The organism is Rhizobium sp. FG96 (assembly GCF_057808655.1).
This window is the reverse complement of sequence record NZ_JBMDIL010000002.1, coordinates 386,580-406,503: the sequence shown is the minus strand read 5'-3', so window position 1 is coordinate 406,503 and position 19,924 is coordinate 386,580. Positions and strand designations below refer to the sequence as shown.

General features: G+C 62.3%; 17 protein-coding genes. 11 read left to right on the top strand and 6 right to left on the bottom strand.

Features of this window, described 5'->3' with window-relative positions; translation table 11 throughout:
* Positions 1-30: 30 nt before the first annotated feature.
* Entirely contained in the window at positions 31-1,011 is a 981-nt protein-coding gene (locus tag ACODR6_RS05175; protein WP_203429468.1) for an AraC family transcriptional regulator, read from the top strand.
* Positions 1,012-1,034: 23 nt separating this feature from the next.
* On the opposite strand, the gene ACODR6_RS05170 is transcribed toward ACODR6_RS05175, so the two are convergent.
* Positions 1,035-2,318, bottom strand: coding sequence for a D-alanyl-D-alanine carboxypeptidase family protein (locus tag ACODR6_RS05170; RefSeq protein ID WP_203429469.1), 1,284 nt, complete (start codon positions 2,316-2,318; stop codon positions 1,035-1,037).
* 220 nt (positions 2,319-2,538) lie between these two features.
* On the opposite strand from ACODR6_RS05170, the gene ACODR6_RS05165 reads away from it, so the two are divergent.
* Positions 2,539-3,585: a polysaccharide deacetylase family protein gene (locus ACODR6_RS05165; RefSeq protein ID WP_489021256.1), complete on the top strand. Its 1,047-nt coding sequence runs from the start codon at positions 2,539-2,541 to the stop codon at positions 3,583-3,585.
* A 4-nt stretch (positions 3,586-3,589) separates the two neighbouring features.
* Here the strand turns inward: ACODR6_RS05165 and pdxH are convergent, their stop codons facing one another.
* Positions 3,590-4,210, bottom strand: a complete 621-nt coding sequence (gene pdxH / locus ACODR6_RS05160) for a pyridoxamine 5'-phosphate oxidase (protein WP_489021254.1) — start codon at positions 4,208-4,210, stop codon at positions 3,590-3,592.
* Between the two features lie 66 nt (positions 4,211-4,276).
* Between pdxH and ACODR6_RS05155 the strand changes: the two genes are divergently transcribed.
* From ACODR6_RS05155 to ACODR6_RS05140, 4 genes are all read left to right on the top strand, one after another.
* A complete protein-coding gene (locus tag ACODR6_RS05155) occupies positions 4,277-4,735 on the top strand; it encodes an RT0821/Lpp0805 family surface protein (RefSeq protein WP_130278922.1) in 459 nt (152 codons plus the stop codon).
* Between the two features lie 241 nt (positions 4,736-4,976).
* A complete protein-coding gene (locus ACODR6_RS05150) occupies positions 4,977-6,179 on the top strand; it encodes a DnaJ C-terminal domain-containing protein (protein WP_489021252.1) in 1,203 nt (400 codons plus the stop codon).
* Between the two features lie 122 nt (positions 6,180-6,301).
* Entirely contained in the window at positions 6,302-7,120 is an 819-nt protein-coding gene (gene fabI, locus ACODR6_RS05145; protein ID WP_130278924.1) for an enoyl-ACP reductase FabI, read from the top strand.
* Between the two features lie 26 nt (positions 7,121-7,146).
* Positions 7,147-7,737 carry a histidine phosphatase family protein gene (locus ACODR6_RS05140; RefSeq protein WP_112712935.1) on the top strand — a complete coding sequence of 197 codons (591 nt, stop codon included), beginning with the start codon at positions 7,147-7,149 and terminating at the stop codon, positions 7,735-7,737.
* Between the two features lie 6 nt (positions 7,738-7,743).
* Here the strand turns inward: ACODR6_RS05140 and ACODR6_RS05135 are convergent, their stop codons facing one another.
* Entirely contained in the window at positions 7,744-8,004 is a 261-nt protein-coding gene (locus tag ACODR6_RS05135; protein ID WP_112386465.1) for a DUF1344 domain-containing protein, read from the bottom strand.
* Between the two features lie 276 nt (positions 8,005-8,280).
* On the opposite strand from ACODR6_RS05135, the gene ACODR6_RS05130 reads away from it, so the two are divergent.
* The 3 genes from ACODR6_RS05130 (at position 8,281) to ribB (ending at position 13,814) form a co-directional block, all read left to right on the top strand.
* Positions 8,281-11,439, top strand: coding sequence for a bifunctional diguanylate cyclase/phosphodiesterase (locus tag ACODR6_RS05130; RefSeq protein ID WP_489021535.1), 3,159 nt, complete (start codon positions 8,281-8,283; stop codon positions 11,437-11,439).
* Between the two features lie 162 nt (positions 11,440-11,601).
* Positions 11,602-12,699 (top strand): chorismate synthase, encoded by a 1,098-nt coding sequence (gene aroC, locus ACODR6_RS05125; protein WP_199626303.1) that lies wholly within the window; start codon positions 11,602-11,604, stop codon positions 12,697-12,699.
* Positions 12,700-12,710: 11 nt separating this feature from the next.
* On the top strand, positions 12,711-13,814 hold the full coding sequence (gene ribB / locus ACODR6_RS05120; protein ID WP_489021248.1) for a 3,4-dihydroxy-2-butanone-4-phosphate synthase: 1,104 nt from the start codon (positions 12,711-12,713) through the stop codon (positions 13,812-13,814).
* Positions 13,815-13,858: 44 nt separating this feature from the next.
* Here ribB and ACODR6_RS05115 read toward each other — a convergent pair whose 3' ends face one another.
* On the bottom strand, positions 13,859-14,926 hold the full coding sequence (locus ACODR6_RS05115; RefSeq protein ID WP_489021245.1) for a Gfo/Idh/MocA family protein: 1,068 nt from the start codon (positions 14,924-14,926) through the stop codon (positions 13,859-13,861).
* 11 nt (positions 14,927-14,937) lie between these two features.
* On the bottom strand, positions 14,938-15,948 hold the full coding sequence (locus ACODR6_RS05110; protein ID WP_489021243.1) for a Gfo/Idh/MocA family protein: 1,011 nt from the start codon (positions 15,946-15,948) through the stop codon (positions 14,938-14,940).
* Between the two features lie 198 nt (positions 15,949-16,146).
* On the opposite strand from ACODR6_RS05110, the gene ACODR6_RS05105 reads away from it, so the two are divergent.
* Positions 16,147-17,310 carry an HlyD family secretion protein gene (locus ACODR6_RS05105; RefSeq protein ID WP_489021241.1) on the top strand — a complete coding sequence of 388 codons (1,164 nt, stop codon included), beginning with the start codon at positions 16,147-16,149 and terminating at the stop codon, positions 17,308-17,310.
* Position 17,311: 1 nt separating this feature from the next.
* Positions 17,312-18,922: a DHA2 family efflux MFS transporter permease subunit gene (locus ACODR6_RS05100; RefSeq protein WP_489021239.1), complete on the top strand. Its 1,611-nt coding sequence runs from the start codon at positions 17,312-17,314 to the stop codon at positions 18,920-18,922.
* Positions 18,923-18,926: 4 nt separating this feature from the next.
* Here the strand turns inward: ACODR6_RS05100 and ACODR6_RS05095 are convergent, their stop codons facing one another.
* The gene (locus tag ACODR6_RS05095) at positions 18,927-19,850 is read right to left on the bottom strand and encodes a DMT family transporter (protein WP_199625739.1); all 924 of its coding nucleotides are present in this window, start codon (positions 19,848-19,850) and stop codon (positions 18,927-18,929) included.
* Positions 19,851-19,924 lie beyond the last annotated feature (74 nt).

The window sequence follows — 19,924 nt, the reverse complement described above, 5'->3', positions numbered from 1 at the left end:
AGTGCGCGTTACTTGCGCGACAGTACGAGAATGGCTGTCGATCCCTTTTCAGACGTTCTCACCCTCAGCAAGGCCGAAGCCGTCGTCACCGGCGGCTTCACGGCGGGCGGCCCGTGGTCGATCCGCTTTCCGGCGCGTGAGAAGATCAAGTTCTTCGCGGTGGTGAAGGGCAGTTGCTGGGTGCATCTCGAAGGGGCGCGGGAACCGCTTCTGTTCGAGACCGGCGATGTCGGCCTCCTGGCAAAGCCGCGCGTCGCCGTTCTTTCCAGCGACCCCGCCCTCGAGCCCGTCGATGCGATGAGCCTGTTTTCCAATGTCGGGCGCAACGCTGTGGCTGTCGTCGGCGATGGCGGCGACTTCGGCTATATCGGCGGCCATGTGATGCTCGATCCGATCCGCGGCAAGCTGCTGGCGGATATCTTGCCGCCGTGGATCCTGACGCGAGCGGCCTCCCCGCACGCGGCGGCGTTTCGATGGCTGCTGGACCGGCTGATCGAGGAGCGCACCAGCGGCCGGCCGGGCTCGCAACTCGCCTCGTCGCAGCTGACACAATTGCTGTTCATCGAGATCCTGCGCTCGCATCTCGGCACCGCCAGGCCGATGCCGGCCGGCTGGCTGCGGGCGCTGGCCGAGCCGCGGATCGCACCGGCTTTGCGGCTGATGCATGGAGATCCGGCCCGTTCATGGCATCTGGAGGAGCTCGCCAAGGCATGCGCCATGTCGCGGACGTCCTTCGCCTTCCATTTCAGGACGGTGGCGGGCGTTGCGCCGCTGACCTATCTCGCGACCTGGCGGATGCATCTCGCCGAACGCTCGCTTCGCGATGAAAGGACGGCTGTGGCGACGGTGGCGCGTTCGCTCGGCTATACGTCCGAAAGCGCCTTCAGCAATGCCTTCAAGCGGGCGAACGGCAAGTCGCCGAGTGCCTATAGGGCATCCGTCTCAGGTCTGGACAAGACCGTGCCCGAACAAACGAATAACGCCGCCCCGGCAAGCGAGACGGCGTTCTGAGAATAGCCTTCAGGTCTGTCTGATCAGCCGTTGCCGCCAACCGTCATGCAGTCGTAGGAGCGCTTCTTCAGGGCGTCGCAGGCGGCTTCGGCAGCGTCCTTGCTGTTGAAACCGGTGAAGCGGGCGCGGTAGACGGCGTTGGCGCCGGAGCCGACGGCCTGGGTGAAGGGCGAAGCGGATTTCAGGGCAGCGCCGCCTTCAGTCTTTGCCTGCGCGAGCAGCGCCTGGGCGGCTTCGGCGCTCGGAGCAGCCGAAATCTGGATCTGCCAGCCACCGGCGGACGCCTGCAGGCTGCCGGCCTTGCCCATCTTCGTCAGCGGCGACGGACGATCGAGCGGAACGGCGGCTTCGTTATAACCAAGCGCAAACGGGATGGCTTCGGCATCGCCCTGGGCGCGTGGCGCATTCACCGGAACTGGAAGATCGGCATCATCGGCAGCGGAGGCGACTTCCACGGGTGCGGCTGGAACCGGGCGCTGCTTTCCGCCGATGCTGGCGACGAGGCCGCCGCCGCCAGAGGCGCGGTCGAGATACTTGTTGAGCAGTGCTTCCATCTTGGCGTCACGGGCGCGCGCAGTGCGGCCGCCGAGCACAACGCCGACGACGCGCCGGTCGCCATCGCGCACGGCGCTGACGAGGTTGAAGCCGGAGGCATTGGTATAGCCGGTTTTGATGCCGTCCATGCCTTCGTAGCGATACATCAGATTGTTATGACCGCGGATCTGCTTGCCGCGGAAATTGAAGGAGGCGACCGAGAACATCCGGTACTCCCTCGGGAAATTCTTGATCAGCGCCACGCCGAGGGTCGACATGTCGCGCGCCGTCGTCACCTGGCGGCTGTCGGGCAGGCCCGACGCATTGTAGAAGGTGGTGCGGCTCATGCCGAGCTGGCGGGCCTTCTGGGTCATCATCCGGGCGAAGTTGCTTTCCGAACCGCCGAGCTTCTCGCCCATGGCAGCCGCGGCATCATTGGCCGACTTGACGATCATGCCGTAGACGGCTTCGCGAACGGTGATCGTGCTGCCGGGCCTCACACCGAGCTTGGTCGGCGGGCGGCTTGCCGCATATTTCGACATGACGATCTGGCTGTCCCAGCTGAGCTTGCCGCGATTGATCGCTTCGAAGGCCAGGTAGAGGGTCATCATCTTGGTCAGCGATGCCGGGTGATTCAACGTATCGGCATTTTCCGAAGCGAGAACCTTGCCGGTGCGGGCATCGAGGATGAACGACGCGCTGCCGGCCATAGCCGCGACGGGCGCCGACACGGCGAGCGTCACGCTCAACAAAGCAGCCAACAACCTCTTCATGGATTTCCCCTCTAGGTGCCACGCATGCGCGGCCTTGCCAAAATATGTCCCGTTCTGTGACAGAGCCTGCACATTCGCGCGACTTTGAGGCAACGGACACTGGTTTTCTGAGTTTTTTCCACCCGTGGTGAAGGAAACGTAAAGATTTCAGTCGGAAAAGCAATCTTCAACAAGGTTTAACACCAGAATTGGTAGGATCCGCACCTTTCACGGAGCTGACATGCAGGGGTTGTGGAAAAAACGGGCCAAGAAAGCTGCCATCACCGCCGGTCTCGAGGCGGCGCATCTGATTTCGGCCGCACGGCTGATGCGCGGCGCGCGTGGCCGCGGCGCGATCTTTACCCTGCATCATGTCCGCCCCTACGAAGCGCATGACTTCGAACCGAATGCGCATCTCGAGATCACACCCGAATTCCTGGATGCGGCGCTGACGAGACTGAAGCAGGACGGCTACGAGTTCGTGGCGCTCGCCGATGTCCCTGCCCTGCTCTCAGGCCCCGCCCGTGAAGCGCCGTTTGCCGCATTCACGCTCGACGACGGCTACCGCAACAACCTCGTGCATGCCTATCCGATCTTCGAGAAACACGAGGCTCCCTTCACCATCTTCGTCGCCAAGGGTTTAACCGAGCGGACGCATACGATCTGGTGGGAAACGCTGACATTGCTGCTGCGCCGCACCGACCGGCTGCATTTCGACTTCGGCCGTGGCGAGGAGGTTCTGGAGACCGATACGCCCGCCGAACAATACGCGGCATTCGCGAGATTTGCGGCCTTTCTCCACATGAGCGACGAGGAGAAGGCGGTGCGCTCGCTCGACGTGCTTGCGCGCCGCTACGACATCGCTCCGGGCGAGCTGGTCGAGGATCTGGTGATGAGCGAGGCCGAGCTCAATCTCATCGAGGCGAGCCCGCTGGCAGCGCTCGGCGCCCATACGATCAGCCACCGCGCCCTGGCGCGACTCAGCGAGGCCGAAGCCCGGGAAGAGATGCTGCGGTCGGCCGAACACGTAAAGGTGATCACCGGCAAGACGCCCGCGACGATCGCCTTTCCATATGGCACTCGCGAAGCCGCGACGCTGCGCGAAGCGGAGATCGCGGCCGAGCTCGGCTTTACGGCTGCGGTGACGACGCAGCCCGGCGTGATCCGGCCCGGCATGGCGGGCGGGACGACCTATCTTCCGCGGCTCTCGCTCAACGGCCTCTACCAGAAGCCGCGCTATGTCTCGGCACTGGCTTCAGGCATTCCGTTGAAACTGATGGGAAAATAACAGGTTACGGATACATCCGTACCTTGTCCCAATCGGCTTCCGGCGTCTCGCGGCGGAACTCGACGCGGTCGTGCAGGCGGAAGTTCTGGTCTTTCCAGAACTCGATCGAGATAGGCTTGATGCGGAAGCCGGACCAATAGGCCGGGCGCGGAATTTCGCCGATGGCGTAGCGCGCCGTGTACTCGGCGACGGACTTCTCCAGCGCGAAACGGCTCTCCAGCGGACGCGACTGCTTCGATGCCCAGGCGCCGATGCGGCTGCCGCGCGCACGCGATTGGAAATAGACGTCGGCCTCCTCGTCGGTTACCACCTCCACCGGACCACGCAGACGCACCTGGCGGCGCAGCGTCTTCCAATGGAAACACATGGCGGCCTTCTTCTGCCCCAAGATTTCGCGACCTTTCTGGCTCTCGAAATTGGTGTAGAAGACAAAGCCTGCTGTATCGAATCCCTTCAGGAGAACCATGCGGACATTGGGAAGACCAGCTTCGTCGACGGTTGCCAATGCCACGGCATTGGGGTCGTTGACCTCCGAAGCCTCGGCTTCCTTCAGCCATTCCGCGAAAAGCTTGAATGGTTCGCCGCGTTGGGTAAAGTCACCGCTTGTTAACTCATTTGCCGACATATTAGCTCAAATGCCCCGGGGTTTTAGGTTGAATGCCCAGCTGGTAGCGACTGGACAGGACACAGGGTGGAAGTCATAGCAAAGTCAACTCACCATACAAAGGGGCTCCTGCGACGCAGCAGCTCTCTGATTCTGATCGGGGTGGCGACGCTGTCGCTCTCCGGCTGCATGACGGGTGGTTTTGACTTCCTAAGCGAATCCAAGGTCGACCGGTCCGTTGCGACCGGCACCGTGCCGCAGAACCCGCCGAGCACCGATACGCTCTCCGATGAAATGACCGTGCGCAATGCCGTGACGTCAGCCGATGTCGGCCGGATCGGCGCGCAGCCGCTTGCCTGGGCAAACGCCTCCACCGGCAGCGCCGGCGTCATCGACACGATCGTCGAGAACAATGAATCCGGCCAGGTCTGCCGGCAGTTCCGCACCACCCGCCATTCCTATGACGGCATTGCCAAGTTCATGGGCAAGACCTGCCTCGTCGGCGGCGGCAACTGGCAGCTTCTGAGCTTCCAGCCCGAGAGCTGATCCGTTTTCCACACATATGCTTAATACCGGCGCCTGCGGCATTGCGATGCTTAGCAGAACGATAACCATTTGCCGCAAAAGCCGCCGAGCGCCCGGCGAAAATAACAAGTGATTAGCAACTCTCCCGCACGATCCAGCCCATAAGCGCGAGGTCCGGTTGAACCGGATGGCGCGCAAAGAGTTGATATTGGGCTTCGGCTGCCAGAAGGGACGGCAGCCGCACGGACACCGGCGGATTACTATGCGCGATCCATATAAGGTATTGGGCGTCCAAAAGGACGCAGGGGCAGACGAGATCAAGGCAGCATGGCGCCATATGGCGAAGGCCGTGCATCCCGATCACAATCAGGGCGACCCGAATGCAACGGCGCGTTTTGCCGAGATCGGCCGCGCCTATGAGACCCTCAAGGACCCGAAGAAACGCAGCCTCTTCGACACCGCGGCCCGCATGGCCGAGGCGAAAATGGGCGGCGGCGAGACCATCATGCAGCAGCGCCAGGCGGCCCGCGAGGCGGCAGCCCGCGCCAAGGCTGCGCAGGAAAATGCCGAACGGGTGATGGAGGAGCTCGCCCGCGCCAACGCCCAGAAGGCGGCGAAGGCAGCGGCTGAGGAAGCCGCCAAGCAGAAGGCATCAAACACGGCAGGCGCCGAGAGCGCCGAAGAGGTCGTCGACCGGATTTTCGGCACGCAGACCAAGGCTGCGGGCGGGACCGCCGGCAATGCCGGTCAGGCGCAATCGCAGGCACAGGGACAAGCTCAGGCCCAGGCAAAGCCCAAGCCGGCAGAGGCCGAGACCGCCAAGAGCGAAACGGAAGCGCCGAAGACCGACGCTGACACCATCGACCCGAATGCCGCGGCTTCGGCCGGCATCCTCCAGCCGTTCAGCATCCTGAATGCGCTGGTGCGCCGGTTCACCGGCACCGCCCCTGCCCCGGAAAAGGCGCCCGATCAGTTCGCTCAGGCGACCGTGACGATCGACGACCTGATGAAGGGCAGCCGCATCATCGTGCCGCTCGGCGAAGGGCAGGAAGCAAGCTTTACGCTTTCGCCGGGAACGACCGAGGGCCAGCAGATCCGCCTCAAGGGCCAGGGCCTGAAGCTGCCGAACATGCAGCGCGGCGATGCCGTGATCGGCGTCCATATCGCGGCCGATCATCGCTTCACCGTGCACGGCTTCGACCTGCACACGGTTCTGCCCGTGACGATCGAGAATGCCGTGCTCGGCACCGAGACAGAGATCGAGGGCCCGGGCGGCCGGCTGAAGGTTACCGTTCCGGCCTGGTCGGGTTCCGACAAGACCATCCGGATCGAGGGTCAGGGACTGCCCGACGGCAACAGCGGACGGGGCGATCTGGTGGTCGAACTGCGCATCATGCTGTGGGAAAAACCCGACGATAAGGTCACGGATTTGATGCGCAGCATGCGCGAAGGTCTTTTCCTGTGAAATTTTCGTGACATGCGCACCCTTTGTTACGCTCCCTAACAGTTGATGATTGCTCCCAATCTTGAACCGATTAACGGCCTATGCCATAGGCAATTTCCAATTGGTTCATTAGGGGGCAAAATATGGCTCAAGCAACAGGCCTCATGTCAGGCAAGCGCGGCGTCATCATGGGCGTCGCGAACAATCGCTCGATCGCGTGGGGCATTGCGAAGGCCATTCATGCACAGGGCGGCGAAATTGCCTTTACATATCAGGGCGAGGCGCTGAAGAAGCGCGTCGAGCCGCTGGCTGCCGAACTCGGCGGCGTTCTGGCCGGCCACTGTGACGTCTCCGACGAAGCAACAATCGACGAAGTTTTTGCCAATGTCGAAAAGATGTGGGGCAAGATCGATTTCGTCGTTCACGCCATCGGCTTCTCCGACAAGGACGAGCTGACCGGCCGCTACGTCGACACCTCGGCCGACAACTTCGCCAAGACGATGAACATCTCCGTCTTCTCGTTCACCTCGGTCGCTCGCCGCGCCGAGAAGCTGATGACGGACGGCGGCTCGCTTCTCACCCTCACCTACTACGGTGCAGAGAAGGTCATGCCGAACTACAACGTCATGGGCGTTGCCAAGGCTGCTCTCGAAGCCAGCGTCAAGTATCTGGCCGTCGACCTCGGACCGAAGAACATTCGCGTCAACGCGATCTCCGCGGGCCCGATCAAGACGCTTGCAGCATCCGGCATCGGCGACTTCCGCTACATCCTTAAGTGGAATGAGTACAACGCTCCGCTGCGCCGTACCGTGACCATCGAAGAGGTCGGCGACGTCGGCCTCTACATGCTGTCCGACCTGTCGCGTTCGGTTACCGGCGAAGTCCATCACGCCGACAGCGGCTACCATGTCATCGGCATGAAGGCTGTGGACGCGCCGGATATTTCCGTTATCAAGGACTGATCGAACTCCAAGAAGCGGAATATGCCGTGCTTATCTATGTGGTCCGACACGGCCAGACCGACTGGAATGCCGAACGCCGCCTTCAGGGCCAGAAAGACATTCCGCTGAACGCCATCGGCCGCGAACAGGCGCGGCTGAACGGCATCGATCTTGCTGAGATCCTAAAGGTCGAAGGCATTGCCTTCGACTTTGTCGCGAGCCCCCTGACCCGCACCCGCCAGACGATGGAAATCATGCGCACTGCCATGGGGATCGACCCCAGGGGCTACCGCACCGATGAGCGTCTCGTCGAGGTTTCCTTCGGCGACTGGGAAGGCTTCACGCTCAAGGAACTGAAGGCGACGCAGCGCGACCGGGTCAGCGAGCGCAACCTCAACAAATGGGATTTCATCCCGCCGGGCGACGACGCGGAGAGCTACGAGATCATGTCGTGGCGCAGCGCATCCTGGCTGAATTCCGTTGACAAACCAACGGTTTGCGTGACACACGGCGGCGTCATCCGCAGTCTCTTCAAGATGATTGGCGATGTTCCCAAGCACGAGGCCGCTGAGGGAGAAATCTGGCAGGACCGGATCTTGAAGATCGATACTGCCGAGCGGCTGATCGGCTGGATCTGAACCGGCTTACTGAACGATATCGAGATCGTTGATGACGCGCTTGCCGTCGACTTCGGTATAGAAGATCACGACCTTCACGCCGGCCTTCAAGCCATCGAAATTGAACTCTTCGGGCGCCTGGTAGGTCTTGCCGTCATCGAGCGTCAGGCTGAGATTGGCGGTATCGACCTTCTTGATCGTCGCCTCGACATCCGCGCTCTCAGCAAAACCGCTGATCGGCGACAGGAAACTTGCGGTGGCCAACAGCGTGGCAACAAAAAAACGCATCGCGGCAACCCTCTTCACACTCGACGCTAAAATCTTATCAAACACAGATAATCCCCTGAATATGGCAAAAATTGCCCGGAAGAATGGCTTTCACCGCCCAATTGATGAATAGCATTTTAACAATAATCAAGAGGCGCCGTTAACCATCCACTCTGTCTTGTTTCGGCACCCGAAATATAGAAGGCCGGGCAATCGTAAATTAACAAGTTCCCCCTACAGTTGCTTTTAAACAAAGGGGAACTTGTTTTGCTTATCGGGCTGGGCGGCCACAGGCAATTGCGGCGAATTTTCAAGAATACCTGGCTTTCGCTGCTGGTCTCCGGCTTCGTCGCCTTCATGGTCGTCGCTGTCGGCATCACTCTTGATCGCGCCAATACTGCCGCCCATCTGCGCGAACTGCAGATCCGCACCGAAAACGAGACTAACCTGATCCGTGCCCGCATGGCAGCGCAGATCAACATGGACATTACTATCGTCCGTGACCTCTCCAACATGATTTCACTGAGCGCGCGCACCAATGACGAGGAAATGGAGCGGCAGATCAACTGGCTGCTGATCCAGAATCCGCATTTCCTCAATGTCGCCGTCGCCCCCAATTTCATCGTCAGCAACGTCTATCCGCCACAATCCGACAAGGACCGGATCGGCAAGGACGTGCGCGAGGCGCTGTCGACCATGCAGTCGGTCGGGCGCAATACCGGCGACCAGCAGGCGCGGTTCTACGGCCCGATCAAGACGGCCGAGGGCAAGGATGCCTTTGCGATCTTCTTCCCGATCTTCGTCAAGGAAAACGGCCAGCGGAAGATCTGGGGCGCCGTCGAGGTCACCATCGACCGCGACATGTTCTATGAAAACACCGGCTTGAAGCCGGCGCGCAACAGCGAGAACCAGGAGCGCTACCCGCATCTCGATCACCTGTCGATCGCGGTGCGCGATCTCGGCACGGCTGCGGCCGATGCCGCCCTGCCCTTCTTCGGCAATACCGATGTCTTCGACAAGCAGCCGCTGCGCCGCAAGATCGCCTTTGCCGGCGGCCGCTGGGAACTCTCGGCCGTGCCGACCACCGGCTGGAACGAGGCGCCGGCGAACCAGTCGCAGCTGCGCGTCATCATCATCACCGCGGGCTGCGTCATCATCATCCCGATCTTCTTCGCCACGCTGTTGCTCGGCGAACGCAACCGTAACATCTCGCAGCTCGAACGCCGCGAAGCAAAGCTTCTGGAGCTCTCGCAGCGCCTGAACCTGGCGCTCGATTCGTCCAACATCGGCATCTGGGAGCTCGAAGAAGGGGGCCACAGCCTCTATTGGGACGGGCGCGCCTCGGCGCTGCACGGCGAAGCGGCAGGCGAAGCGGCAGGCGAAGGCAGCCATCCGCTGGAGAACTGGTTCTCGCGGATCGCTCCCGACGACCGGCATATCGCCGAAATGCATTTCTTCAACTGCAGCGTTGCCGGGGCTTCCTGCACCGCGCAGTACCGCATCCTTCTCGATGACGGCACGGTTCGCTACCTGCGCTCCGTCGGCTCCTTCTATACCGATGCCGGTGGCGTCGGGCGCACGATCGGCATCGTCGCCGACGTGACAACGGATGCGGAAGCGGCCGAAACGCTGCGTCACGCCAAGGATGTCAGCGACATCAAGAATGCCGAGCTGGAGCTGGCGCTGGACGAAATCTCGCGGCGCGAGGCGCAGCTCACCGAAATCTCCGGCAAGCTCGATCTGGCGCTCGACGCCTATCAGTGCGGCATCTGGGACGCGACCTGCGGTGAGCAGGGCTCGCTCTGGGACGAGCGCATGCACGAGCTCTACGGCCTGCCGGCGCAGTACGGCTTCGTTCCCGAAGAACTCTGGCTTTCGCGCGTGCATCCTGACGACCGGGCTGCCGCCGTCGAGAGTGCGCGCTACTTCAAGCAGCCGGGCGATACCCACACGCTGATCTGCCGCGTTCCCTGCGATGATGGCAGCGTCCGCTACGTGCGCTCCACCGGCAAGGTGCACCAGACGCCGTCGGGCACCACGAAAATCATCGGCGTCGCCTTCGACGTGACGGAAGATTCGCTGCTGACCGCCGAACTGAAGGCAGCCAAGGACGAGGCCGTCGCCAAGAATATCGAGCTGGAGCTCGCCAAGAACCGCATCGAGCACAATTCGCTGCATGACCCGCTGACCGGCCTCGCCAACCGCCGCAAGATCGACATCGCGCTCGAAAGCCTGACGGTCGATGCCCGCTCGCAGCGCCAGAAATTCGCGATCCTGCATATCGACCTCGACCGCTTCAAGGAAATCAACGACACGCTCGGCCATGCGGCCGGTGATGCGATGCTGGTCCATGCATCTAAGGTTCTGTCAAAGAACGTGCGCGGCAGCGACCTCGTGGCGCGTATCGGCGGCGATGAGTTCGTGATCCTGGCGCATGACGTCAGCGACGTGGATATGGCGGAGCTTGCGGGACGCGTCATCGAGGAGATGCGCCAGCCGATCGATTTCCAGGGCTTCTCCTGCCGCTGCGGCGTCTCGATCGGCATTGCACTGGCGAACGGCATCCATGTCGATGCGCGCAAGGTGCTTATCAATGCCGATATCGCGCTCTATCGCGCCAAGAGCATGGGCCGGAACCGCTACGAGTTCTTCAACCAGAACCTCCAGGCCGATATCATCAATAACAAGCGCACCGCCGACGAGATTCTCGCCGGTATCGAGAACAACGAGTTTACCGCCTGGTACCAGCCGCAGTTCTGCGCCCGCACGATGAAGCTCGCCGGTGTGGAAGCGCTGGTGCGCTGGCACCACCCGACCCGCGGCGTGCTGACGCCCGACAAGTTTCTGCGCATCGCCGACGAGATCAACGTGGTCCAGACGCTCGACAGCATCGTTCTGGAAACGGCGCTGAAGGACAAGATGCGCTGGACGGCCCATGGCCTCATCGTGCCGCAGGTCTCGGTCAACGTTTCGGCGCGGCGCCTGCATGACGGCAGCCTGTTCGAGTCGCTCAGCCACCTGCATATCCGCCCGGGCGAACTCTCCTTCGAACTGGTGGAATCGATCTTCCTCGACGAAAGCGAAGACGTCGCCGCCCAGAACCTCGACCGCATCAAGGCGCTCGGCATCGATATCGAGATCGACGATTTCGGCACCGGCCACACCTCGATCGTCTCGCTCCTGAAGCTGAAGCCGAAGCGGCTGAAGATCGACCGGCAGCTGGTGCAGCCGATCCTGCATTCCTCGCAGGAGCGCACGCTGGTGCGCTCGATCATCGACATTGCCCGCTCGCTCGGCGTCGAGACCGTGGCCGAAGGCGTCGAGACCATCGACCATGCCGACATGCTGCGCGATCTCGGCTGCGACATGCTGCAGGGCTATGCCTTCTCGCGTCCCCTCTCCTTCGACGACTTCACGCAGGCAGCACTCGGCACCGCGTGGCGTCTCGCCTCCTGAGCCCATCGTTTCCAAATTGCGGAAACATCATTCTCAGATCCGCCCGCATTTCGGCAAAGAAAGGCGTTTGCCCGCCTGGCTTTTTGGCCTATGAGTGACCCCGAATTCTAAAGGTTGGCGCTGCCGGCAACGGTCCGTGCGGCGCGCATTGGTCGGTACCACATGTCGCATAATACATTCGGTCATCTTTTCCGCGTCACGACCTGGGGCGAAAGCCATGGGCCGGCCCTCGGCTGCGTCGTCGATGGCACGCCGCCCGGCCTGCGCTTCAAGCTCGAGGACATCCAGGTCTGGCTCGACAAGCGCAAGCCCGGCCAGTCGCGTTTCGTCACCCAGCGCCGCGAGGCCGATCTGGTGAAGGTGCTCTCCGGCGTGATGCTGGACGAGGACGGCGAGACGATGATCTCGACGGGCACGCCGATCTCCATGCTGATCGAGAACACCGACCAGCGCTCCAAGGATTACGGCGAGATCGCCCGCCAGTATCGGCCGGGCCATGCCGATTATACCTATGACGTGAAATACGGCATCCGCGACTATCGCGGCGGCGGGCGCTCCTCGGCGCGCGAGACCGCGGCCCGTGTCGCCGCCGGCGGCATCGCCCGTCTCGTCGTTCCTGACATGAAGGTGCGCGCCGCGCTGATCCAGATCGGCAAGCACAAGATCAACCGCCAGAACTGGGATTGGGATCAGGTCGACCAGAACCCGTTCTTTGCGCCTGACGCGGCGATCGTTCCGGTATGGGAAGAATATCTCGACGGCATCCGCAAGAACGGCTCGTCGGTCGGCGCCGTCGTCGAGGTGGTTGCCGAGAATGTGCCGGCGGGCTTGGGTGCGCCGATCTACGCCAAGCTCGACCAGGACATCGCCTCGCTGCTGATGTCGATCAACGCCGTCAAGGGCGTCGAGATCGGCAACGGCTTCGGCGCGGCCGAAATCACCGGCGAAGAGAATGCCGACGAGATGCGAATGGGCAATGACGGCAAGCCGCTCTTCCTGTCGAACCACGCCGGAGGCATCCTGGGCGGCATTTCCACCGGCCAGCCCGTCATCGCCCGCTTCGCCATCAAGCCGACCTCGTCGATCCTGACCGAGCGCCAGTCGATCGATGCCGATGGCAAGAATGTCGATGTGCGCACCAAGGGCCGTCACGACCCCTGCGTAGGCATCCGCGCCGTGCCGATCGGCGAGGCGATGGTTGCATGCGCCATTGCCGATCACTATCTCCGCGACCGCGGCCAGACCGGCCGGTTGAAATAGGAATTACCCCCATGCCTTACGATCAGAAGCGTGTCGTCGATGCCATCCGTGCCTTCGAGGCCGGCGAGATCGTCGTCGTCATGGACGACGACGACCGTGAGAACGAAGGCGACCTGATCGTCGCTGCCGTGCATTGCACGCCGGAGAAGATGGCCTTCATCGTCCGCCACACCTCCGGCATCGTCTGCACGCCGATGCCGAAGGAAGAGGCCAAGCGCCTGAACCTGAACGCCATGGTCGCCGAAAACGACTCGGCGCACACGACGGCCTTCACCGTTTCGGTCGATTTCAAGCATGGCACGACGACGGGCATTTCCGCCGACGACCGCACGCTGACGGTGCGCAACCTCGCCAACCCGAATGTGGGTGCGGCCGATTTCGTCCGCCCGGGCCACATCTTCCCGCTGATCGCCCGCGAAGGCGGCGTGCTGATGCGCTCCGGCCATACGGAAGCCGCAGTCGACCTCTGCAAGCTCGCCGGCCTGCCGTTGATCGGCGTCATCAGCGAGCTCGTCAATGACGACGGCACCGTGATGCGCGGCCCCCAGGTCAGCAGCTTTGCGGAAGAACACGGCCTCAAGCAGGTGTCGGTCGCCGATCTGATCGCCTACCGCCAGCGCAAGGAAACGCTGATCGAGCTCGGCCAGAGCTTCGACATCGAGACCCCCTTCGGCAAGGCCAAGGCCCATACCTATTCGCTGCCCTGGGACCCGATGCAGCACCTCGCCGTCGTCTTCGGCGACATCCGCGACGGCATCGACATTCCGGTGCGCCTGCATCCTGAAAACGTCGCCGAGGACCTGTTCGGCAAGAAGAGCCCTGTCGACCACTATATGCAGAAGATCGCCGAGGAAGGCCGCGGCATCATCGTGTATCTGCGCGAAGGCTCCGTCGGCGTCGGCCATATCGACAACGGCCGCAAAGCCCGCAGCCAGGGCCGCGAGTCGCACGCCGAGGCAGCAACGCGCGAGAGCGAATGGCTGGAAATCGGTCTCGGCGCACAGATCCTGAAGGATCTCGGCGTGACCTCGATCAAGCTCTTGACCACCCGCGAGCGGCACTATGTCGGGCTCGAGGGTTTTGGGATCAAGATCACCAAGACTGAGATTTATTGAGGCCAGACTTCTAGAAGCCTCTGCCACTCGATGATTGCTGGTGCTTAAGGCAGCCACGAGCGGTAGAGCGGGTGCTCCGCCGTGATCGGCATCGGCGTCGGCTTGCCGGTGCGCTGCGAATAATAGGCAGCGGTGACGAGTTCCAGCGAATTGCGCGCATCCTGCAGCGTCACCGGCGGCTCCTTCCCGTCCATGATCGCCTGATGGAACAGCTCGAACTGGCGGGTATAGCCGTCTTCCGTCGGCTCATAGCCGGCAAGCGCGTCATCGACCCGCTTCTGGTGCTCTTCGGTCCCGGCGATGAAGGTCCAGGGATCGCGGCCCATCGTGTAGGGCTCAAGGATGCTTTCGGCAACGAGATCGTGGAAGCAGAAACGCAGGCGCGAGATCTCCTTGCGGGAACCGAGCGTCATCGACAGCGTTGCCAGCGAGCCGTTCTGCATCTTGACGGCAAGCGCCATCGTGTCCTCGACCTCGATCTTGTTCACCAGCGTCGCGCCATAGGCGAAAACTTCAGCGCAGGCGCCATGCACGTAGTTCAGCATGTCATGGGCGTGGATCGCGTGTCCGAGAAGGCCGCCGCCGAGTTCACTCTTCCACTTGCCGCGCCACGGAACTTCGTAATAGGCGGGACCGCGCCACCAATGGGTCTCGATCGTCGTCATGAACGGCCGGCCGGTCAGGCCGAGTTCGATCAGCCGCTTCAGCTTCTGCAGGCCGGATCCATAGCGATATTGGAAGATCGGCATCAGCTTCCTGCCATTGGAGCGGGCGACGATGCGGCTCATCTCGTCGACATCGGCGATCGAGCCGAAAAGCGGCTTCTCGCAGATGATATGCTTGCCTGACTCGATACCCTTCTTGCAGAGCTCGAAATGCGAATCCGGCGGGGTCGAGACGTCGATGATGTCGAGGTCATCACGGGCAAAAAGCTCGTCGGCATTCTGCGTATATTCGGGGATGCCGTGCTTGGCGCACAGTTCGCGGCCGCGATCTTCATCGAGAGAGCAGAGAACGGGAACCTCGAAGAGATCCTTGTTCCAGTCGTAGCCGATCATGTGGCGGGCGGCGATACCGGCGCCGATGACGCCAACGCGCAATTTCTTGGTCATGATATCTCCTCCTAGCGTCCGCCGAGCCGGACGGCCTTGGTCTGCGCTTCCAGCGAAAGGCGGCAGACCTCATAGACATGCGCCTGGGTCATCGCCGTTTCGGAGCGGTCGCGAACGTCAGCGGTGAAAGCGTCGAAGTAATCGAGCTTCTCGTCGCTGCAATCGATGTGCCTGTTTTCCGCGCCGTTGACCAGGAACAGGTGGTCCTTGCCGGGGCGGCCGGAAATATCGATGTACTTGCGCAGCTCGATATAGCCTTCGGTGCCGAGAATGGTCAGGCGCCCGTCACCCCAGGTGCCGAGACCTTCGGGGGTGAACCAGTCGACGCGGACATAGCCGGAGCCGCGATCGGAGCGCAGCAACACCTCGCCGAAATCCTCGAATTTCGGCTTTTCCGGCATGCCGAAATTGCCGATCGAGCTGGCGACGACTTCGCCTGTGGTCGAGCCGGTATAGAACAGGAACTGGTCGACCTGGTGCGATGCGATATCGACGATGATGCCACCGAAAGCTTCCGGATCGAAGAACCAGTCCGGCCGGGTCGGCAGCTGCAGCTTATGCGGTCCCATCCCGATCGTCTGAATGACCTTTCCGATCGCGCCTTCCTTGACGAGCTTCCCCGCCTTGACGGCGGAGCGCACGCAATGACGCTCGGAGAAGCAGATCGAGAAGATGCGGCCGGTCTCGGCAACGGTCTTCTTCACCTCTTCCAGCTGCGCGAAAGTGGTGACGCCAGGCTTGTCGGTCATCACGTCCTTGCCGGCCTTCATGGCGCGGATCGCCAGACCGGCGCGATCGCGCGGGATCGCGGCGATGCAGATGACATTGATGGACGGATCGGCAAACAGCGCCTCGCGGTCGATCTGCGGCGTATCCGGATAGGTCTTCTTGAAATTATCGAGCAGCGCCGGGACCGAAGTTTTCGGGCAATAGCCGACAAACTCCCCACCCGCCGCAAGCAATCCCTTCACGTGATCGAACGTATGCCCATGGTCGATCCCGACGACGGCAAATCTCAACATTTTGGTATCTTCCTCCTGCTCGGACGGCACCTCAGCACCATCCATCTCCTCTAGTAACCATTCAGATACTTGCGTCGATTCTGTGTCAAGCAATGTTTGCCGGACGAATGCGACAAATTCCCACTCCTTCCCGGCAGGAACTGAATCCACGCTCTTTGCGTTTTCCCGGCTGTTCCTCCCTCATGAACGAGAGCCGCCGTGACCCAGACCAAGCGCAAGACACCGCAACTGGATGAAGACGAACGCGTGGAGACGGGAAAGGGCACGAGCCCGCAGACGGCAAGTCCCGAAGCAGAACAGCCGGACGAGACGGAAGAGAAGAAGCCGTCGATCATCCGCCGCCATCCGCTGGCGACGCTGCTGATCGTCGTCGCGATCATTGCCGTTGCCGTGATCGGCTATTTCGTCTGGCTCATCTATTTCCATCCCTATGAAAGCACCGACGACGCCTTTATCGATGCGCGCAGTTTCTCCGTCGCCGCCAAGATTTCCGGCTATGTCGCGGATGTTCCGGTTTCCGATAACCAGCATGTCGAGGCTGGTGCGGTGATCGCCAAGATCGATCCGCGCGACTATCAGATTGCACTGGATCAGGCCAACGGGCAGATCGGCGTTGCCAAGGCGGCGGTCGCGAGCGCCGATGCGCAGATTGCGGCTGCGGGTGCAGCGATCGACGAGGCGAAGGCGCAGCAGACATCGGCGGCCGCCGCCCTCCAATATGCCAAGGACGAGAACGACCGCCAGCAGCAGCTGGTGAAGAGCGGCGCGGGCTCCGAACAGGCGGCACAGCAGGCCGCATCGACGCTCCGCCAGGGGCAGGCGAGCTATGCCCAGTCGCAGGCAAGCGTGACCTCGGCCGTCAAGAACCAGGCAGCCGCCGAAGCGCAGAAGGCAAGCGCTATCGCCAGCCTGCATCAGGCCGAGGCACAGGCGGAAGCCGCGCAGCAGAACCTCGACTACACGACGATAACCGCGGCCCAGCCGGGCCGCGTCGTCAAGCTCAGTGGCTCGAAGGGACAGTATATACAGGCCGGCCAGGCAATCTCGATGTTCGTGCCGGACGAAATCTGGGTGACCGCCAATTTCAAGGAAACCCAGCTGACCGACATGCGCCCCGGCCAACCGGTCGATCTGACGATCGATGCCTATCCGGACCATGTGCTGAAGGGAAAGATCGATTCCGTGCAGCCCGGCTCCGGCACCGCCTTCTCCCTGCTTCCGGCCGAGAATGCGACGGGCAACTATGTGAAGGTCACCCAGCGCGTACCGGTCAAGATCGTGGTCGATAATTGGCCAAAGGATATCGCCATCGGTCCCGGCATGTCGGTGATCCCAACGGTGACGGTGCGGCCGAGGAACTGAGATGAGCGGCGCCGCAACAACGGCCGGAGGCGCGCCAAAAGCTGCGTCCGGCACCTCGAACCCATGGCTGATCGCGATGGTCGTGTCGCTCGCGACCTTCATGGAAGTGCTCGACACGACGATCGCCAATGTGGCGCTACGCTACATCTCCGGCGGGCTTGCGGTCAGTGCCGACGAGGCCTCCTGGGTCGTCACCACCTATCTCGTCTCGAACGCGATCATCCTTGTCGCCTCGAGTTTCATCGCCAAGCGCTACGGCCGGCGGCGCTTCTATCTGCTCTGCCTCGCGACATTCACGGTCGCCTCGATCTGCTGCGGCCTTGCCTGGAACCTCCAGTCCCTTCTGGTCTTCCGGATGATCCAGGGCTTTGCCGGTGGCGGCATGGTGCCGATCTCGCAGTCGATCCTTGCCGACTCCTTCCCACCCGCCAAACGCGGCCAGGCCTTCGCGATGTTCGGCGTCGCCGTCGTCGTCGCGCCTGTCATCGGGCCGACGCTTGGCGGCTATCTCTCCGACAATTTCTCCTGGCACTGGTGTTTCCTGATCAACGGTCCAGTCGGCGTCTTCGCCTTCATCCTCGTCTACATGCTGGTGAAGGAGCCTGAGACGCTGAGGAAGGAGCGCGCCGAGATGCGCAGGAAGGGAACGCGTTTCGACATCACCGGCTTCCTGCTCGTCGCCACCTTCCTCGGCGCGCTGGAGCTGGTTCTCGACCGTGGCCAGACGGAGGACTGGTTCGGCTCCAATTTCATCATCGTCACATCGGCGATTTCGGCGCTCGCGCTTCTGCTCGCCATTCCCTGGCTGCTGACGAAATCAAACCCGGTGATCGACGTCCGTCTGCTGGCAAGCCGCCAGTTCGGCGCCTGCGTCATCGTCATGCTGGCGACGGGCGCGATCCTGATCGCCACAACGCAGTTCGTGCCGCAGGTGCTGCAGACCAACTACGGCTACACGGCGACCTGGGCCGGTCTGGCATTGTCGCCCGGCGGGCTGGTGACGATGGCGATGATGTTTGCGGCCGGCCGCCTGACCGGCATGTTCCAGCCGAAATACCTGATCGCCATTGGCATGGGCATCATCGCGCTTGCAATGTGGGACATGACGCGGCTGAACGCCGACCTGAACTTCGGCTTCTTCGTCTGGTCGCGCCTCTATCTCGGCCTCGGCCTGCCGCTGATCTTCATCCCGATCACCGCGGCCTCCTATGATGGCCTGCGCCCCGACCAGACCGACCAGGCCTCGGCGCTGATCAATGCGGCCCGCAATACCGGCGGCTCGATCGGCGTGTCGATCGCCTCGAACGTGCTGGCGCATCGCGAACAATGGCATCAGAGCCGGCTCGTGGAGCATGTGATCCCGTCGGATCCCGGCTATACCAACGCCTTCAACCAGGCGACCCAGTTTTTCACCGAGCGCGGCTCAAGCCTGCTCGACGCGCAGGCGCAGGCGACGGGCTGGATCGGCACGCAGGTGCAGACGCAGGCGAGCTATCTCGCCTATATCGACGTCTTCCATGTGCTGATGGTGATCTCGGCGCTGATGGTGCCGCTGGCGCTGATCCTGCGGCGCATCGACCTGAAGCACGGCGCTGCGCCCGGCGGCCACTAAAAGTTCAGTGGCCGTCGACCGGCACCGCTTCCTCGGGGACTGTTTCTTTCAGGTTCTTGCGGTGGAAGATGAAGAGGCCCGCAAACACGATGATGACAGCGCCGACGATGATCTGCGCATCCGGCACGTCGCTGAAGAAGATGTAGCCAAGCACGATCGCCCAGAGCAGCAGCGTATATTGCAGCGGTGCGAGAAGCGAAGCCGGCGCGAGTTTCAGCGCGCGGGTAATCAGCAGATGCGCGCAGGTGGCAACGACACCGAGAAGCAGCATGCCGCCCCAGTCGATCATGCTCGCCTGCCGCCAGTCGCCAGTCAGGAGCACCACGGCGATACCGGTCGCCAGCGCCGCAAGTGTCTGCCAGGTCACCAGCGTCGTGTCGCTGGTAGAGCGCAGATAACGGTTCATGACGAGCGTCAGCGCGAAGGAGAGACTGCCGGCCAGGCCGAAGAGCGACGGCAGCGACAGCATCGCCGAGGAGGGACGCAGCGCAATGATGACGCCGACAAAGCCGACGAAGACCGCGAGCCAGCGCCGCCAGCCGATCTTTTCACCCAGGAAGAAATGCGACAGCGCCGCGACGTAGATCGGCCCGGCCATATAGAAGGTCATGACATCGGCGAGCGGCAGATAGGCGACCGCCGCATAGAAGAGGCCGACATCGCAGGTGGTCATCAGCACTCGCATCAGATGGAGCGGTTTCCGCTCGACCCGGAACAGCGCGCCCGGCCCCTGGCGGGCAATCATCGGCCCGAGCACGATGAAGGCGCCGACGGAGCGAATGACAAGCACCTGGCCGACCGCGAAGCTCGCCACCAGCCATTTGCCCATCGCGTCGTTCAGCGCGAAAAGCATATCGCCGATCAGCATGAAGACGATGCCTGTCATGATGACATTTCCGGCTGCCGCCGTCGCTGAACTCGGTTTCATTTTTCCTGCATTGCCCCGCTATGCCGGCGCAATCGGCGCCGAATGCGGCTTCGTCCTTAACCGCAGCGATGTCA

Excerpts from the sequence above, each read along its gene's own strand:
- aroC (WP_199626303.1), top strand. The coding sequence starts at position 11,602 with ATGTCGCATAATACATTCGGTCATCTTTTCCGCGTCACGACCTGGGGC.
- ACODR6_RS05150 (WP_489021252.1), top strand. The coding sequence starts at position 4,977 with ATGCGCGATCCATATAAGGTATTGGGCGTCCAAAAGGACGCAGGGGCA.
- ACODR6_RS05165 (WP_489021256.1), top strand. The coding sequence starts at position 2,539 with ATGCAGGGGTTGTGGAAAAAACGGGCCAAGAAAGCTGCCATCACCGCC.
- ACODR6_RS05110 (WP_489021243.1), bottom strand. The coding sequence starts at position 15,948 with ATGTTGAGATTTGCCGTCGTCGGGATCGACCATGGGCATACGTTCGAT.
- ACODR6_RS05115 (WP_489021245.1), bottom strand. The coding sequence starts at position 14,926 with ATGACCAAGAAATTGCGCGTTGGCGTCATCGGCGCCGGTATCGCCGCC.
- fabI (WP_130278924.1), top strand. The coding sequence starts at position 6,302 with ATGGCTCAAGCAACAGGCCTCATGTCAGGCAAGCGCGGCGTCATCATG.
- ACODR6_RS05170 (WP_203429469.1), bottom strand. The coding sequence starts at position 2,318 with ATGAAGAGGTTGTTGGCTGCTTTGTTGAGCGTGACGCTCGCCGTGTCG.
- ACODR6_RS05135 (WP_112386465.1), bottom strand. The coding sequence starts at position 8,004 with ATGCGTTTTTTTGTTGCCACGCTGTTGGCCACCGCAAGTTTCCTGTCG.
- pdxH (WP_489021254.1), bottom strand. The coding sequence starts at position 4,210 with ATGTCGGCAAATGAGTTAACAAGCGGTGACTTTACCCAACGCGGCGAA.
- ACODR6_RS05100 (WP_489021239.1), top strand. The coding sequence starts at position 17,312 with ATGAGCGGCGCCGCAACAACGGCCGGAGGCGCGCCAAAAGCTGCGTCC.
- ACODR6_RS05095 (WP_199625739.1), bottom strand. The coding sequence starts at position 19,850 with ATGAAACCGAGTTCAGCGACGGCGGCAGCCGGAAATGTCATCATGACA.
- ACODR6_RS05175 (WP_203429468.1), top strand. The coding sequence starts at position 31 with ATGGCTGTCGATCCCTTTTCAGACGTTCTCACCCTCAGCAAGGCCGAA.
- ribB (WP_489021248.1), top strand. The coding sequence starts at position 12,711 with ATGCCTTACGATCAGAAGCGTGTCGTCGATGCCATCCGTGCCTTCGAG.